At 46.5% G+C, this 16,741-nt stretch carries 15 protein-coding genes; 8 read left to right on the top strand and 7 right to left on the bottom strand.

Annotation, left to right across the window (positions count from 1 at the left end; genetic code table 11):
• Positions 1-207: 207 nt before the first annotated feature.
• Together A3860_RS17470 and A3860_RS17465 are read right to left on the bottom strand one after the other, a co-directional pair.
• A complete protein-coding gene (locus A3860_RS17470) occupies positions 208-2,094 on the bottom strand; it encodes a DUF6600 domain-containing protein (protein WP_081148019.1) in 1,887 nt (628 codons plus the stop codon).
• 250 nt (positions 2,095-2,344) lie between these two features.
• Positions 2,345-3,193, bottom strand: coding sequence for a polysaccharide deacetylase family protein (locus A3860_RS17465; RefSeq protein ID WP_081148066.1), 849 nt, complete (start codon positions 3,191-3,193; stop codon positions 2,345-2,347).
• Between the two features lie 341 nt (positions 3,194-3,534).
• Here A3860_RS17465 and A3860_RS17460 point away from each other — a divergent pair, with 341 nt between their 5' ends.
• The 3 genes from A3860_RS17460 (at position 3,535) to A3860_RS17450 (ending at position 6,623) form a co-directional block, all read left to right on the top strand.
• Positions 3,535-4,188 carry a J domain-containing protein gene (locus A3860_RS17460; RefSeq protein ID WP_081148018.1) on the top strand — a complete coding sequence of 218 codons (654 nt, stop codon included), beginning with the start codon at positions 3,535-3,537 and terminating at the stop codon, positions 4,186-4,188.
• Positions 4,189-4,310: 122 nt separating this feature from the next.
• Complete coding sequence (locus tag A3860_RS17455) at positions 4,311-6,059, top strand: amidohydrolase family protein (protein ID WP_081148017.1); 1,749 nt, start codon at positions 4,311-4,313, stop codon at positions 6,057-6,059.
• 3 nt (positions 6,060-6,062) lie between these two features.
• Entirely contained in the window at positions 6,063-6,623 is a 561-nt protein-coding gene (locus A3860_RS17450; protein ID WP_081148016.1) for a thioredoxin family protein, read from the top strand.
• A 46-nt stretch (positions 6,624-6,669) separates the two neighbouring features.
• On the opposite strand, the gene A3860_RS17445 is transcribed toward A3860_RS17450, so the two are convergent.
• Positions 6,670-7,275, bottom strand: coding sequence for a methyltransferase family protein (locus A3860_RS17445; RefSeq protein ID WP_158085284.1), 606 nt, complete (start codon positions 7,273-7,275; stop codon positions 6,670-6,672).
• Between the two features lie 81 nt (positions 7,276-7,356).
• Between A3860_RS17445 and A3860_RS17440 the strand changes: the two genes are divergently transcribed.
• From A3860_RS17440 to A3860_RS17430, 3 genes are all read left to right on the top strand, one after another.
• Positions 7,357-9,240: an ABC-F family ATP-binding cassette domain-containing protein gene (locus A3860_RS17440; RefSeq protein ID WP_081148014.1), complete on the top strand. Its 1,884-nt coding sequence runs from the start codon at positions 7,357-7,359 to the stop codon at positions 9,238-9,240.
• 182 nt (positions 9,241-9,422) lie between these two features.
• Complete coding sequence (locus A3860_RS17435) at positions 9,423-10,949, top strand: M28 family peptidase (RefSeq protein ID WP_081148013.1); 1,527 nt, start codon at positions 9,423-9,425, stop codon at positions 10,947-10,949.
• A gap of 140 nt (positions 10,950-11,089) precedes the next feature.
• The gene (locus A3860_RS17430) at positions 11,090-11,908 is read left to right on the top strand and encodes a CHRD domain-containing protein (protein WP_081148012.1); all 819 of its coding nucleotides are present in this window, start codon (positions 11,090-11,092) and stop codon (positions 11,906-11,908) included.
• Between the two features lie 94 nt (positions 11,909-12,002).
• On the opposite strand, the gene A3860_RS17425 is transcribed toward A3860_RS17430, so the two are convergent.
• The 4 genes from A3860_RS17425 to A3860_RS17410 all read right to left on the bottom strand — a co-directional run bounded on the left by A3860_RS17425 (position 12,003) and on the right by A3860_RS17410 (position 15,489).
• Complete coding sequence (locus A3860_RS17425) at positions 12,003-12,950, bottom strand: class I SAM-dependent methyltransferase (protein WP_081148011.1); 948 nt, start codon at positions 12,948-12,950, stop codon at positions 12,003-12,005.
• 14 nt (positions 12,951-12,964) lie between these two features.
• Complete coding sequence (locus A3860_RS17420) at positions 12,965-14,173, bottom strand: MDR family MFS transporter (RefSeq protein ID WP_081148010.1); 1,209 nt, start codon at positions 14,171-14,173, stop codon at positions 12,965-12,967.
• 80 nt (positions 14,174-14,253) lie between these two features.
• On the bottom strand, positions 14,254-14,982 hold the full coding sequence (locus tag A3860_RS17415) for a DUF4197 domain-containing protein (RefSeq protein ID WP_081148065.1): 729 nt from the start codon (positions 14,980-14,982) through the stop codon (positions 14,254-14,256).
• Between the two features lie 69 nt (positions 14,983-15,051).
• A complete protein-coding gene (locus A3860_RS17410) occupies positions 15,052-15,489 on the bottom strand; it encodes an acyl-CoA thioesterase (protein WP_081148009.1) in 438 nt (145 codons plus the stop codon).
• 83 nt (positions 15,490-15,572) lie between these two features.
• Here A3860_RS17410 and A3860_RS17405 point away from each other — a divergent pair, with 83 nt between their 5' ends.
• The gene (locus A3860_RS17405; protein WP_081148008.1) at positions 15,573-15,908 is read left to right on the top strand and encodes a hypothetical protein; all 336 of its coding nucleotides are present in this window, start codon (positions 15,573-15,575) and stop codon (positions 15,906-15,908) included.
• A gap of 148 nt (positions 15,909-16,056) precedes the next feature.
• Complete coding sequence (locus A3860_RS17400) at positions 16,057-16,692, top strand: thioredoxin family protein (protein ID WP_081148007.1); 636 nt, start codon at positions 16,057-16,059, stop codon at positions 16,690-16,692.
• The last annotated feature ends 49 nt before the right edge of the window (positions 16,693-16,741 follow it).

Below are 16,741 nucleotides of genomic sequence, written 5' to 3'. Positions count from 1 at the left end.
AGATTTTTCTCGTTTAAATGTGATTCGTTAATAACAGGCTCGTTTTCAGACCGCAAATTTACCAATTAGTTTATCGGGATGCGATGATTTCCCGGCAATTATGACAATTAACCAGTCCCTTCCGTTGCACCAGCCTTTGCAATATGCCTGATAATTAAAGCAAAAGGGCCTTTCGGCCCTTTTTGTAACTGAAAAAAGATTGTTTTATTATCCATGCCGGCGCCAGCCGCCCTGTCCCTGCCCGCGGTCACCCCGGTCGCCCCCGCCCTGTTGCGGAGCCGGTTGGGCGGGTGGTTGCTGTTGTTCCTGACGTGGCTGGCGGCCAAATCCGCCAAAACCGCCACCCCGGTTTCCCGGTTCCTGGTTCCGGCGCTCAAACTGGGGCTGTTGCTGCTGCCGGTCGCGCATTACCCGCTCCTGCTGTTGCTGTCTTTCTTCAAACTGGCGGCGGTTGTTTTCAGCCTGTGCATTCCGTTCCCGGTTCATTTGCTCCTGCTGCTGGCGCTCGCGCATTACCCGCTCCTGCTGTTGCTGTCTTTCTTCAAACTGGCGGCGGTTGTTTTCAGCCTGTGCATTCCGTTCCCGGTTCATTTGCTCCTGCTGTTGGCGCTCTCGCATTACGCCCTCCTGTTGTTGTTGCCGTTCTTCAAACTGGCGACGGTTGTTTTCAGCCTGCTCATTCCGTTCCCGGTTCATTTGCTCCTGCTGTTGGCGTCTTTCCTCAAACTGGCGGCGGTTGTTTTCAGCCTGTGCATTCCGTTCCCGGTTCATTTGCTCCTGCTGCTGGCGCTCGCGCATTACCCGCTCCTGCTGTTGCTGTCTTTCTTCAAACTGGCGGCGGTTGTTTTCAGCCTGTGCATTCCGTTCCCGGTTCATTTGCTCCTGCTGTTGGCGCTCTCGCATTACGCGCTCCTGTTGTTGTTGCCTTTCTTCAAACTGGCGACGGTTGTTTTCAGCCTGCGCATTCCGTTCCCGGTTCATTTGCTCCTGCTGCTGGCGTCTTTCTTCAAACTGGGGCTGTTGCTGCTGCCGGTCGCGCATTACCCGCTCCTGCTGCTGTCTTTCTCCAAACTGGCGGCGGTTGTTATCTCCATTATTCCTGTCATGCATTATTCCTTCCTGTTGCTGCCGTCTTTCTTCAAACAAACGACGGTTATTAGCCTCATTATTCCTTTCACGCATTCCTTCCTGTTGCTGCCACCTTTCTTCAAAGCCCCGCATATTATTTCCAATGCGCTCATTACCATCGAAACGCCCGCCCGTACGGCCATTACCGGCGATGTTATCGCGCTGGTTGCGGTCACGGGAAAATCTTTCCACCCGGTCAGGTGAATAACGATTATTATCGCGGTTGACCCGTGGCCGGTAAATAGCCACTTCATTGTTACGGAATCCTGCACGGCCGGGTCGTTGCGCATCCCTGATCTCTACTGAACGAACAGGCTCGCGGGTATAGCGTTCCACCTCACGGCGGCCGGGGGCGCCAGTCACAAACACATTCCGTTCCTGTCGATAATTATTGATGATGGTCGTATGGTTAATGAATGTGGTGTTACGCTGTATGCCATAACAATGATCATATACGCGTGGCGAAGCAATGTATTGCCGGTCAACAAAACACCAATAGTTTGCCGGTGGATTATAATGACCAAATGAAAGGTTTACACTGAGACTGAACTGCGGTCCCAATGGCGCCCAGCCATAGTAGTCTCCGCCGGTTCGCCAGCAAACCCAGGCAGGCGACCATTCATACCCCGGCACCCACAGCCATCCATAATAATCATCGTAGAACCAACGGCCGTAATGGAAAGGCGCCCATCCCCAGGCATAATCGGAAACCCACATCCACCCATAATCATCGGTAAAAACCCAATGTCCATTGGTGCTGTAAGGTCTGAATCCTGAACCCATATCAGGTTGCCAAACATATCCATATTCAGGGTAATCGATCCAGGTTCCATATGGCTCCAGATCGTCGTAAAACGTCTGGTACGACACCTGCACCGATACCTGGGCCTGCGCTTTATTTTGCGCACTGCCAAACAGTAATAACAGTAGTATCACTGAAGTGCATATTGTTGTGAATCGTTTCATTTAGGTGTGTTTTTGTTTACACAATCGGGAAGAAACATTGCCCTCGCCTAATTCCTTCCTTATCAATATAAAACGATTACTATGCCACTGTACAAATACTTACACCTTTTAATAATACTTTATGTGAAGGAAGCCATAAAAACACGTTTTAACTAAACCGGTATGCAACCTTTGGGCAGGGCATAAAAAAAATCGTCCCCGGTTAAAGAGACGATTAGTCTATAGGATAGCAATATTTTTAAGCGGCCTGTTAGTTATATTTAAAAGCTTCGTGCATGGATTTAGATAATGCAGCGGGCTTCATTGCCGGCACAATGATGCGGCGAATAGTATATAAAGGATCCTGCTCATCGCGTTTTGAATACAGCTGGAAGGCGGCGATCATACCTCTCTTCTTCAATTCAGGGATCGCTTCATGGTTCCACAAACCAAACGGATAGGCAAAGTATTTGATCTGCTTGCCGGTAATGGATTCCAGCAGTTTGGTAGGCTTCTCTATCTGCGTTACCCAATCATTACCCTGGTATTTCTTTACATTGTGATGGTCCCAGGTATGGGAGGCAATAACATGACCTTTATCAGAAAGATCTTTTATCTGCTCTTTGGTCATGTAGCGGGGCCGGCCAATGGAAACAGTCATTACAAAGAACACGCCTTTATAACCATATTTATCCATGGTAGGTTTGGCCACTGTGTATTGGTCTTCATCGGTATCGTCGAACGTAAGCATCACCGGTTTTGATGGTAATTTCGCGCCTTCGTTCAGATAGGCATATAACTGATCGGGCAGAATAGTATGATAACCACTATCGGCCAGCATTTTTATTTGTTCATTGAAAGAGGCTGGTGGAATAATGTAGTCCCGGGCCGATTTTGAATCAGTAGGCTTCCAGTCGCGGATCTGGTGATAACACAAAATGGGCACTTCGGGCCGGGCTAAAATGGTTTTTGGATCGGCTACTTTTATACCATCAAGGGAAGGCATTGGGGCTTCGGGCGATTTGGCGATCCTGGCGCCATCGGTCGTTGAAGCTTCAGCATTGGATTGGCCTTTTACATCGGCTGTTTTAACGGAAGGTCCATGGCAATTAGCTGCCATAAAACAGAAAAAAGCAATAACGAGGATTGCTATTAATTCAGGCTTCGAGCGGAATGTGTGTGTTTTCATAGAACGCCGCAAACATACGTAAATTAAGCATTGCTTAAACGGATAAAACCGTTGTTTTGTTGCAAATAGTACTATCCCGGTATCATTTTTTTTGCACATAAAGATTTATACTTAAAACTTTGCAGTTTATACGAAAGTGGATACAAATTACACGATTCAAATTTCAGAAAATACTATGATAATTACTGAACCAGTGTGTTAATTTGCCGGCTAGTCTATTGTTAATGAGATTGGGTATTATTCGCCTGAAAATTGCCAATTGACCATTTACCATGAACCAGGTTAAAGACTATTACAAAATACTGGAGCTACCCACTACCGCAACCGGGCAGGAGATCAAAAGATCGTTCCGCCGGCTGGCCCAACAATACCACCCCGATAAAAATAATGGCAGCCATATGGCCGCCGCTCACTTCCGCGAAATTCAGGAAGCCTACAAAATACTGAGCAATCCCACAAAACGAGAGGCCTATCATTACCAGCGCTGGTATGTGCGCAGCACCGGCAAACCGTTTGACAGTGCACCATTAACACCCGCCGGCATTTTGCAGCAATGCCGCCTGCTGCAGCAATACGTTGCCTCCATGAATATGTTTCACATCCGCTTCGATGCGGTGAGCGGGCACATCAGGGAATTACTGACACCGGATGCCATTGGCATTTTGCATGAGTATAACGACAAAGCCGTTAACCACGAGATCATTCAAAGCATTCTGAAAGCCGCCCAGCCATTGCCTAAAAAGTTCTTTCTTCCCATCGCTGCATTGTTGGTGCAACTGGCCGCCAATGATGCCACTGCAAAGGAAACCATTGAACAGGCCCTGCTCCACAAAAAACAACGGCATATATGGGACAATTATAAATGGGTGCTCATGCTGGTTATTACCGCACTTATTTGCTGGTTGATGTACCGGTATGGGGAATGAAGTAAGAAGCAGGAAGTAAGATGTATGAAGAACCTGAATTCCGGTCCTTGCATTTCTTCTTACCTCATACCTCTTATCTCTTATTTCTAAGAACTGCCATATCTTTATTCAAACATTCCAGCATGAGAAAATCACTGGCGATATTAACATTACTTCATATCTGTTCCTTTCTGCATGCACAACCCGATACTACCGGTAAACAATACCAGCAACCGGCCGAACCGGTATACATCACCCACGTGAACGTAGTAAATGTGATCACGCAAAAAACAGATGCTGATCAAACGGTGGTCATTGACCATGGCCGCATAATAAACGTGGGGCCTGCCAAAAAAATAAAAGCACCAGCCGGCGCTTTTATAATTGATGGAACCGCCAAATACCTGATGCCCGGCATGACGGACGCACACATTCATTTTTTTCAAAGCGGTGGTTTATACACACGGCCCGATGCGGTGAATTTAAACAGCGTATATCCTTACGAAAAAGATCAGCAATGGGTCAAAGACAACCAGGCCGACCTTATGGCCCGCTACCTGGCCTGCGGCATTACTACTGTTATTGATGTAGGTGGGCCCATGAGCAATTATGCCATTCGCAGCAAACTCGATACTACCCTCCTCGCCCCCAATGTATTTGTAACCGGGCCGCTGGTATCAACGTACCTGCCGCCGAATCTCGATAAAAACGATCCGCCCATTGTTAAAGTCACTTCAGAACAGGAAGCCCGCGACCTGGTAAAAAAACAATTGCCTTACAAACCCGATTTCATAAAAATATGGTACATCGTTCGGCAGAACGAAAAAGCCGAAGTTACCTTACCCATTGTAAAAGCGGCTATAGAAGAAAGTCATGCCAATGGGTTAAAAGTGGCCGTGCATGCTACCCAATATGAAACAGCCAAACTGGCGGTGAGCGCCGGCGCCGATATACTGGTGCACAGTGTAGATGACAAGCCGCTCGACAACGACATGTTGCAGTTATTGAAAAGCAAACAAACAGTGTATATTCCAACACTTACTGTTATGGATGGTTACCACCGCACCTTTACCCAGCAGTTCAATTTCACCACGCATGATCTTACGTATTCCAATCCTTTTATGCTGGGCACCCTGATGGACATTCAGCACCTGGGTAATAAAGTGCCTTTTGATTATTTCAAAATGCGTAACCGGTTCCATATTCCGGCAAAAGAAGATACCATCATGCTGGCCAATCTGAAGCTGGCGCAACAGGCCGGTATTTTAGTAGTGGCAGGAACCGATGCCGGCAATATAGGTACGCAACATGCCGCTTCTTTCCAGAAGGAATTGTTTGCCATGCAACAGGCGGGACTCAGCAACTGGGACATCATTCGTTCCGCTACCATTAACGCCGCAAAAGGGTTTGGGCACGACAAAGACCATGGCAGTATTGAAAAAGGAAAGATGGCCGATCTGTTGTTACTGGATATTGATCCTGTAAAAGACCTGAATATACCAGCTAACCTGCACACGTTGATACACAAAGGTGCGGTCATTCAGGCAAAAGAATTAATAACGCCCACACCCGAAATGCTGGTACAACAGCAACTAAATGCATTCAATGTTCGTGATATAGAAGCTTTTCTGGCGCCCTATAGCGACAGCATTGCCCTTTATAATTTTGATGGAACGCTGATCTCGAAAGGGAAAGAACAAATGCGCAAAACCTACAGCGCATTCTTTAACCGGTCGCCCGGTTTGCATTGCCAGATCCTGAACCGCATGGTGCAGGGCAATATCGTGATAGATCAGGAGCATACGACCATCACAGACCGTAAACCATTTGGCGGAATAGCTGTTTATAAAATAGAGCAGGGTAAAATTTCAACCGTACATTTTATAGATTAATATATGGCACGCACACCTTCAGTTATGACGCCGTTGGGAAAAAAAGCGCCCGACTTTACATTGCCCGATACGGTAAGCGGAAAAACGCTCACACTTCAGACAATAAAAGGCAATACGGCCACGGTAATTATGTTCATCTGTAATCATTGCCCGTTCGTGAAACACGTAAATACACAACTCGTACAACTCGGCAATGACTATAAAAATAAAGGGATCAGCTTTATTGCCATCAGCTCAAATGATGTGGCCGGTTACCCCCAGGATGGGCCGGAACAAATGAAAGAGGTTGCCACACAATTGCAATTCCCTTTCCCCTATTTATACGATCAGTCGCAGGAGGTGGCCAAAGCCTATGAGGCTGCCTGCACACCCGACTTCTTTATTTTCGATGGCGGCTTATCGCTGGTTTACCGCGGCCAGCTCGACGATTCGCGTCCCGGCAATGAAAAGCCTGTTACGGGTGCCGATATACGTAATGCGCTGGAGCACCTGGTAGCAGGCAAACCGGTTGCAACCGATCAAAAACCAAGCATTGGCTGTAACATAAAGTGGCGCGAAAGCTGAGGGAAATGAAGAATTAGAAACAGGCAAATGAAAATTATAACGCCGGTTACCCACTGGTAGGAAATAAACCGGGTATGAGCATAGGCACCTGCTTTTTGTAGGTTACATACTTTTGGCCAAACTGCGCTACCAGCTTTTTTTCTTCGAGCCGGGCGCCTAAAACAGTGTATACAGTTATTACGAAACAGGCCAGGCCGTTATTCAAATAAGGATAGATCAGGAACAGCGACCAGATAAATAACAAAGTCCCGAAATACAGGGGATGCCGCACATAGCGATGCATTCCGCCCTGCTCAAGCACCACCGGCGGTTGCTGTTTATAAAAAACGCTGATGCCACTGAGTGAGAAAAAATATTTCTTGATCACCACCCCCATGATCAGTAAACCCACCAGCGCCGGCAGGCATAAAACCAGTTTAACACAAACAGGCACTGTGTATAATAGCGGACTTTCTACGGAATACTGAAATATAAGAACGCCAGTCAACGAAAGGGCAGCAAACACCGAATACGAAAAATGATAGTATTTGTAATGCGTTCCCAGCCATCGCTGCATAATTTGCTTCCACCAACCGGCTGCCAGCAGGCTGTGCAAAATGCCAAACAGCCCCCAAAGCAAAACAAGGATAATATGGTTGATGATCAATGGCAAGTAAAGAATTTAATTTCTGTAAGTTACGAGTCAGCAGTCAAAACTGGTAACCGGTAACCGGAAACTGACTAAATTTGCGCCATGCATTATGTATCCGTAGAAGCACTCGGCAAGTCGTTTGGAATAAAACCGTTATTTGAGAATATTTCTTTTCATGTTGAAGAAGGTGACAAAATTGCGTTGGTAGCCCGCAATGGAAGCGGCAAAAGCACCCTGCTGCGGATACTCGCCGGCAAGGAAACAGCCGATAGCGGCACCTCCTGGATCAATAAAGAAGTTACCGTAGCCCTGTTTGAGCAAGACCCCCAGTTTGATGAAAAAGGCACGATCCTGGATAATATCTTCTATCATAACCACCCCGTTATCAACGCTATACGGGAATTTGAGGCCATCAGTGAAGAAGGTGATCCCGATAAACTGAGTGATGCCATTGTAAAAATGGATGACCTGGGCGCCTGGGATTTTGACGCCAAAGTAAAACAGATACTGGCCAAGCTGAATGTTCATCACCTGAACCAGGCGGTGAATACGCTTTCAGGGGGGCAACGTAAACGAGTGGCGCTGGCCAAAACACTCATAGATATCGGCTTCGATCATAAGCATGTGCTGCTGATCATGGACGAACCTACCAACCACCTGGATATTGAAATGGTGGAGTGGCTCGAGAATTACCTCGATCAGCAGAACGTTACATTGCTGCTGGTTACCCACGACCGCTATTTCCTTGATTCGGTATGCGATGAGATTTGGGAGCTCGATGGCAGTGAACTGTTCGTGTACAAAGGAGATTATCAAAATTACATCGAAAAAAAAGCAGCCCGCCAGGAAAGCGATGCTGCCAGTATAGATAAAGCCCGCAATACCTATCGCAAGGAGCTGGAGTGGATGCGCAAACAGCCCAAGGCCCGCACCACCAAAAGCAAAAGCCGCCAGGATAATTTTTATAAAGTAGAAGCCAAAGCCAAACAGCGGATTGAAGATGCTCAATTGGAACTAAATGTGAAAATGAGCCGCCTGGGCGGTAAAGTGATAGAACTGAAAAAAGTGTACAAAAGCTATGGCGAAAAACCCATCACGAAAGGATTTGATTACACCTTTAAAAAGGGCGAACGAATTGGCGTGGTTGGTAAAAATGGCGTGGGCAAGTCTACTTTCCTGAATATGCTGCAGGGACTTGAACCGGCCGACAGTGGTAAGATCAATATTGGCGAAACAGTAGTGTTCGGCAACTATTCGCAACAGGGATTAGTGATAAAAGAAGATATGCGGGTGATTGAATTTGTAAAAAATATTGCAGAAAGCTTTCCGCTCGCCAGCGGTGGGGCATTAAGCGCCGCCCAATTCCTGCAATTATTCTTATTTCCACCCGATCAGCAATACACTTATATTTCCAAACTCAGTGGCGGCGAAAAAAGGCGGTTGCATTTATTATCCATCCTGTTTCGCAACCCCAACTTCCTCATCCTCGATGAGCCTACCAACGACCTCGACCTGCCTACCCTGGGCGTGTTGGAGAATTTCCTCAGCGAATATCCCGGCTGTTTGCTGATCGTTTCGCACGACCGGTATTTTATGGATCGCCTGGTAGATCACTTGTTTGTATTTGAGGGCGACGGTATCATCCGCGATTTTCCCGGCAACTATTCACAGTACCGGTTATGGCTAAAGGAGAAAGAGGAAGAAAAAACAGAGATCAAACCTATAACGACAACAGAGGTAAAAGCAGCCCCCACCAAAGAGGGCGAAAAAAGAAAATTGTCGTATAAAGAAAAAAGAGAGTTTGAACAACTGCAACAGGATATTGCCAACCTCGAAAAAGAAAAGGAAACCATCACCGAACAATTGAACAGCAGCTCACTGCCCTTTGATCAGTTGCAGCAACTATCAGTACGCATAAGCGAGATCACGGGATTGCTTGATGAGAAAGAGATGCGGTGGCTGGAATTGAGTGAGTTTGAGGCGTAATACCCCCCATCCCCTAAAGGGGGTGCCGGTAACAGATGCCAGGCTGTGGAATATTAGTAGTTTGCATACTATCATTGCATATTGCCTATTCACCATTGCCCATTGACCATTCACCATTCACCCATCAATTTTTCGAAATCCCATCCAACTCGTTATTTTTGAACTCAAACAAAAATAACATTATGAGAAGGATGCTCCTGGTTATGGCTATGGCGGCCACTTCGGCGGCTTCGGCGCAAAAAATAGCCGATCCCAAGCCATTTGCCAATTCGATAACACCAGATGATCTGAAGAAACATTTATACATCGTAGCCGGCCCCGGAATGGAAGGGCGTGAAACAGCCACAGAAGGCCAGCGCAAAGCAGCCGCATACATTGAAAGCCAGTTTAAATCGCTGGGCCTGATCCCGGGCAATAAAGGTAATTTTCAATTAGGTTATCCCATTTACCAGGACTCATTGATAAGCACCTCTATAGAAGTGAACGGACAGAAATTTTCGATAAACACCGATTTCATCATCAATCTGAACATGGCGCATACCAGCACTATTTTTTGCAGTGATGTGGTATTTGCCGGCGCTGGCATCAGCGATAGCACCCGCAATGATTATAAAGACATCAATGTACAGGGCAAAATAGTACTGATCCTTCAAAACCCGCCCGCCCCATCGGGAGGCGCCAGCACCCCTACCCGGCGGTTGAACCCTTTCACTATTATGGAAACGGCGCAAAAGAACGGCGCCGCTGCCATCCTGATGGTACAGAATAATTTTCCCCGCAAAGGCGTGCCCTACGTTAAGGGGTCGCCATACCTGAATGGATTCCAACACAGCGTTTACCCCAATACGTTCTTCATTTCGGAAGAGATCGCCAAAGCCATTATGGGCGCCGATTTCGATGCGGTGAAAGATGCCATGAAGAACGGGAATTCGCCCTTTAAAAAATACCAGGCCAACGTAAAGCTGGAATTCAAAAAAGAAATAAATGAACTGGCCAGCACCAATGTGATCGGTTTCCTGGAAGGCAGCGATAAAAAAGATGAATTTGTTTTTATCACTGCGCATTATGATCACCTGGGCAAACGCGGCGATTCAATCATATACTATGGCGCCGATGACGATGGTTCAGGCACCGTAAGCGTACTGGAGCTTGCCGAAGCATTTACAAAAGCCAAAGCAGCCGGTAAAGGTCCCCGCCGCTCCATCGTATTCATGACCGTATCGGGCGAAGAAAAAGGCTTATGGGGGTCTGAATTCTATAGCGATCATCCGCTATACCCGCTCGACAAAACAACAGCTGACCTCAATATCGATATGATCGGCCGCATTGATCCCAAACGCAAGGAAGGCGACAGCACCAATTATGTTTATGTGGTAGGCGATGACAAACTTAGTAGTGACCTGCGCCCCATCAGCGAGGCAATGAATAAGAAATACACCAAACTGGAACTGGATTATAAATACAATGCGCCCAAAGATCCCGAACGTATTTATTATCGCAGCGACCATTACAACTTTGCCCGCAAAGGCGTACCCATCATTTTCTATTTCAATGGTACCCATAACGATTACCACCGTCCCAGCGACACCCCCGACAAGATCAATTACAACCTGATGGCCAAAAGGGCCCAGCTGGTATTTTATACCGCCTGGGAAATGGCCAACCGCAATGAGATGCTGAAAAGGGATATTCCGCTTACACAACAATAACTTTATTATACAAATCGCTGAATGCCTGATGCAGACGCTGGTGTTGCATCAGGCATTTTTGTTTTAGGTTCCATAGGCAACCCACGGTTCTCCCTTTGCGTATTCATACATCGAACTCTAATCATTCCAAAACATAATGTATGAAACGATTACTGCCCGTAACGGGAGCAGGCATTGTATTGCTTGCACTGATATTTCAAGGCTGCAAACACGATTCCGACTCAGGCCCTTCCACAGTGAAAAAATGGACAGTGGAAATGAAAGCGATCTATGAGGTGCCCGCACCTGCCGGAAGAAATGAAGAAGGAGAAGCTACCATAGAACTGCTTTCAGACAACTCCCTGAAATATACTCTTCATATCCATAACCTGTCGGCCAGCGATCAATTGACCAATGCCCATATTCACGCCGGTGACGCAGGTACTTCGGCCGGTGTTCTTATCCCATTCAACCCCACATTTATAGGCCCCGGTACAACCGGCACCGTCACCAATTTACGCCAGGGACAAATTGATACGTTGCTTGGCAAACCGGTTTATGTAAATGTGCATTCCCAGCAACAGCCGGGCGGACTGGCACGTGGCCAATTGGATAAAGCTATTGTACTGGCCATGGATATACCCATGACTGGCGCAAATGAAGTGCCCGCGGTTACCACAACGGCTACCGGCACAGCCATTCTGCGGTTAACAGATGATAAAGTATTGTACTCAAAAGTTACCGTCAATAACCTCGAAAGCAATGACACCCTAACAGTGTCGCATATTCACCCGGGTGCAGCAGGCGCCAACGGTTCACCGCTTATTTTCCTTTGCAACAGCGTGACTGATTTTGGCGTGCTGAAGATCTCGAACCCGTTGCCCGACGCGCAATATAATTCGCTTGTAAACGATCCCATGTACGTAAATGCCCATTCACGCCGTCATGGCTCGGGCTTAATAAGAGGACAGATCAGGTAGGAAATGAAGAATAAGGAATAATAAATGAAGAATGAAAAAGCGAATACAGCTGCAATCAGCGTTTGTTTGCAGCTGTATTCCACTAACAAAAGCTTTATTTCTTTATTTTGAAACAATACCTGAACAGCTTTCCTTCGAAGTCGAATGGCGTAGTGGCCCGGGTGATATCTTTTATATCGGCAGCATTGATCAGGTCCCTTTCCAGTTCGAATTTGCGGTAATTGGTGCTGAAATAAATGACGCCGCCGGGAGCAAGCGCCTGTAAGGTCTTGTTCAGTAATTCGGCATGATCGCGTTGAATGTCGAGAAAATCTTTCATGCGCTTGCTGTTGCTGAAAGTGGGCGGGTCCATGATCACCAGGTCGAATGAAGCAGGCGCCAGTGAATCGAGGTATTGCTTTACATCGGCATGAATATAATGATGCTTTTTTTCATCGAAGAAATCATTCACGCGCATGTTTTCTTCGGCCCATTGCAAATAGGTTTTTGACAGATCAACCGAAGTTACTTCGGCGGCGCCGCCCGCCGCTGCATACACCGAAAAGGAACCGGTATAACAAAACAGGTTCAGCACTCTTTTGCCATTGGCTTCCTCACGCACCATGCCCCGCGTAATACGATGATCGAGGAATAAACCGGTATCGAGATAATCGCTGAGGTTCACTTTAAATTTCAGGCCGGCTTCTTCCTCAATAAAATTGGCCCCTTCAGTAGCCACCCGTTGATATTGACCCAACCGGCCAGGTTTGCGCTGCCGTTCCTTGATGTATACATTGTCGACTGGCATTTGCAGCACATCGCATATCAGCACAATGCATTCCTCGAGCCAGGCTTCATGCTCGACCTCCGCCATTTCAAATTTCCGCTTGTATTCGGCCAGGTATAAATTATCGCCATACCGTTCAATACAAAGGGCGAATTCGGGCAGGTCATGATCATAGATGCGATAACAGGTAATGCCCTGCCGCCTGGCCTGCTTGCCAATATGCCGGTACACCTTGGTAAGCCGGTTGCGGAACATCTCAAATTTTTCGGGTAGCATGGCGCAAAAGTACGTTATCCTTTCTCCATATACTTTTTCAACCACAGGAATCCCAGGGCAGTAGCAAAAGAGGTTGCCCCCAATACCCACCACAATACTTTAAAACCGGCATGTTCTGCCAGTTGTGCTGCCAAAAAGGGGCCGCCCGTTTGGGCAATTGACCATGCAATGGTATATAAACCTGCATACTGACCGCGGTTGTGGTGGGCGCTGCGCGAGGTCCAGAAGGTGTTCATAAATGGTAATGCCAGTATTTCGCCCATCGTCATCACCACCATCATCAACAGGGCCATAACATGATTGATGTGAAAGATATTCAGCATAAAATAGGCAACGCCTACCAGGCATACACCTCTCGAAATATAAAAAATATTCGACCGCCGGCCCTCCAGCTTAAAGATCAATACCATTTCAATTATAGAGATCATGATGCCGTTGATCGCGCCTATTAAACCAATGAACCGTTCATTGAAATGCAGTTCGATCTTGTAATAGGCATTCAGGTTGGTGAACAATTGAAAAAAACAGGCGGCAAACAGTATCACCAGTACGATAAAGAATAAATAAACTTTATCGCGGTAAGCGGAGTGCGAAGGATCGGCAACGGTTTCCTTTTTAGCCGGCCTTACCTGTTTTGATGGATGCAAAAAATAACTTAACAGCAAAGCAGCCACAATATTCGTAGCGCCATCAACCCAAAACAACAATTCATAATTGATAGCTGCCAGCAAACCGCCAATGGCGCTGCCAACCGCCCATCCGAGGTTAATGGCCAACCGGTTAAGTGCATACGAACGGGTGCGGTTTTCCTCTTTGGCATACGTAATGATCGCAGTGGAATTGGCCGGCCTGAAGGCTTCATTCACCAAACTGAGTAAATAGGTGAATAAACAGATCAGCGGATATGTTTTCATATGCCCCAAAAACATAAACAATACACCCCCACCCAGCAGGGTGATGAGCTGAACCGGGTAAAATCCTATGCGATCTGTCAGCTTTCCACCCAGGAATGCACCCGTTACCGCACCCAGCCCCCACAAGGCCATAACAAAGCCTGCCTGTCCTATGGAATAACCCATGGAAGGGCTGGTTAAATAAATGGTCATGAAAGGCAATACCATGGTGCCGCTGCGGTTCACCAACATTACAAACGACAGCCACCAGGTAGAGGAAGACAATCCGCTATAAGCGTTTTTGTACAGGGAAAGCGTTTTCGTGATCATGTGACTGTTATTATAAAAAAAACATCCCGACAGGTCGGGATGCAATTTATAATAAAACTCAAAGCAGATGAGGAAGAAAATTAGCTGCCGAACACTTTTTTCAGGATATCAGTAACACGGGCAGCAGGATCCTTGCGGATCTTTTGCTCTTCCTGAGCTACCTGGTAAAACATGCCACTCAATGATTTTTCAGTAACATAACCAGCCAGATCAGGATTTATTTTATTAAAGGTAGTCGGGAGCTTATTGTAAGCATCAAATACGGTTTTCCAGTATGAAGTGGCTGCCGTTTTTTGCAAGGCAGTATCAATTACCGGACGGAATGCACTGGAAAGTGCCGCTGTTGTTTTACCGCGCAGGTAACCCGTAGCCGCCGTATCGCTTCCTTTTAAAATATTTAATGCATCTGTAATGCTCATACTTGTGATAGCATTCACAAAAATAGGCGCCGCTGACTTGCTGGCATCTTCGGCAGCCCGGTTCATTGATAAAATAGCGTTATCAACGAGCTTGCCCATGCCTGCAGCACGCAAGGCTTTTTCAACTTTCTGCGCTTCGGGCGGCATCAACACTTTAATGGCAGCATTGGCAAAAAAACCATCCACAGCCGATAATTTATTAGCACTGTTCTTGGCGCCAACAGATAATGCTTCTTTTAAACCGGAAACAATTTCATCATTGGTCAAAGAGGTTTTGCCGGTAGAGGAAGTGGCCTTATTCAACACACTGCTTGCTTTCTTCAACAAGCTACTTTGTGCAAATGATGCAACACTGGTAAGCAGTAACAGGGGTAATACTATTCGTTTCATAGAGATATTCATTAAAATAATTCAGCTAAAATAACGTGTTAAATGGTAAAAAGTTGTTAAGTCTCCTGGTTATTTATCCCATATAAAATGTTCAGCCTTAGGCATTTTCTCAAATACATGTTTTACTGTATCTGGCGGAACCGTGAGCTTGCGCTGCTGCACATCCATCCAGGCGCCGTCAACGGTAAGAATGGCAGCTATTTCATCGCCATTTTTCCTAATATAATGCTGAATGCTCCACCGCGAATAATCTGGGCGGGTTTTCAACAGTTGCAGGTCAATGGTTATTACATCGCCCATTTTAAGCTCCCGTTTGAACACACATTCTTCCCTGAACAATATTGGCCCAAACTGGTGCTTTACCATCACCGCAGGTGTTAACCCATGTTCGCCCAGAAAAACAACGCGCACATAAGCCCCAAAATCATAATAAACGGAATGCCGCAAATGAAAATTTGGGTCAAGGTCAGACCAGCGGATCTCCAAAGGTTTAATATAGCCGCTCATAATATTTGTTTAAATTGATTACCCTAAAATTATAGAGTTATTAGTATTATTAGTACATTTCGTTAAAACCCAAATCCTGTTACGTGCGATCTTTAACTGCCATTATCTGTTTAACTGCCTTTTTGGCCTTGCAATACGGCAAGCTGGTCAGTTACTGGCATTGTAAGCTCGCTTCCATTTATACCGCCACGAGTTGCGATTGCGTTAAACAACTACTCGATACACACAAAGATGGCACCCCTCATACCGCCTCCACTATAAAGGAAAAAACAGAAGACATAGTATTCTTTCATGAGCTGGTGCAAAGCTGGCAATCACCTGTTATTCTCATTACGTATGAAATGGCTTATCTGGAGGTTATTCCCGAAACAGCCACTGCCGCCATTTTTCAGCCTCCCCGAAGCATACAATTCGCCTAATTGTACACTTAAAGTTTTTGGCCCCTGGCCTTACAGGATCATTATGCCCGTTTCAGGGCATTTAATATCCTTTGCAGCTGTATGCCACACCGGCATCATGGCCGCCTGTTTATTCATTACATAGCTATCACCTTTTAATTAAAATTGTATGCAATACATTCATATAACTGTTATCACTATCTTCATTTTTATCATTGCCGCCTGCACCCATAAAATGGCCGGCCAGGCAACCCAACCGGTGAATATGGAGGCCACTGATAAAAAAGGCAACCTCATCCTCCTGGGTAAAACAACCCGTGAACGCCTGGCAAAAGCGCCATTTGATGTTTGGTACACTAAAAATTATGAAGCGTATGCGGTTGACAGCAACACAGCCACTCAAATAAAACCTTTATTAAAGAATAAGCAGTTCCTCCTGTTTATGGGCACCTGGTGTGGCGATAGCCGCCGGGAAGTACCCCGCCTATACAAAATATTCGACTTTTGCCGGGTTAAAGCGTCGCAAATACAATTGATAACCCTCAACAACAGCGATACCGCTTATAAACAAAGTCCCGGCCATGAAGAACAGGGGTTGAACATCCGCCGCGTACCCACCCTGCTGATCTTCGAAAACCAGCGCGAAGTGGGCCGGGTGGTTGAATCGCCGGTAACTTCATTGGAAAAAGACATACTGGCCATAGTAAGCGGCCAGCCATACGAGCACCGGTACAAGAACCTGGGAGCCACCAAACCGGCTAATGTGGCCGATACTACACGATCACAGGCCGCAAACCGGCAATAATTCACCGTCGAATTCGTTTCATCTGGGAATTTTTATTGTGGTTTGGCCA

It is taken from the genome of Niastella vici, assembly GCF_002077945.1.
Classification (GTDB): domain Bacteria; phylum Bacteroidota; class Bacteroidia; order Chitinophagales; family Chitinophagaceae; genus Niastella; species Niastella vici.
Note: the sequence above shows the minus strand (reverse complement) of the source record. Positions and strands in the feature narration are given on the sequence as shown.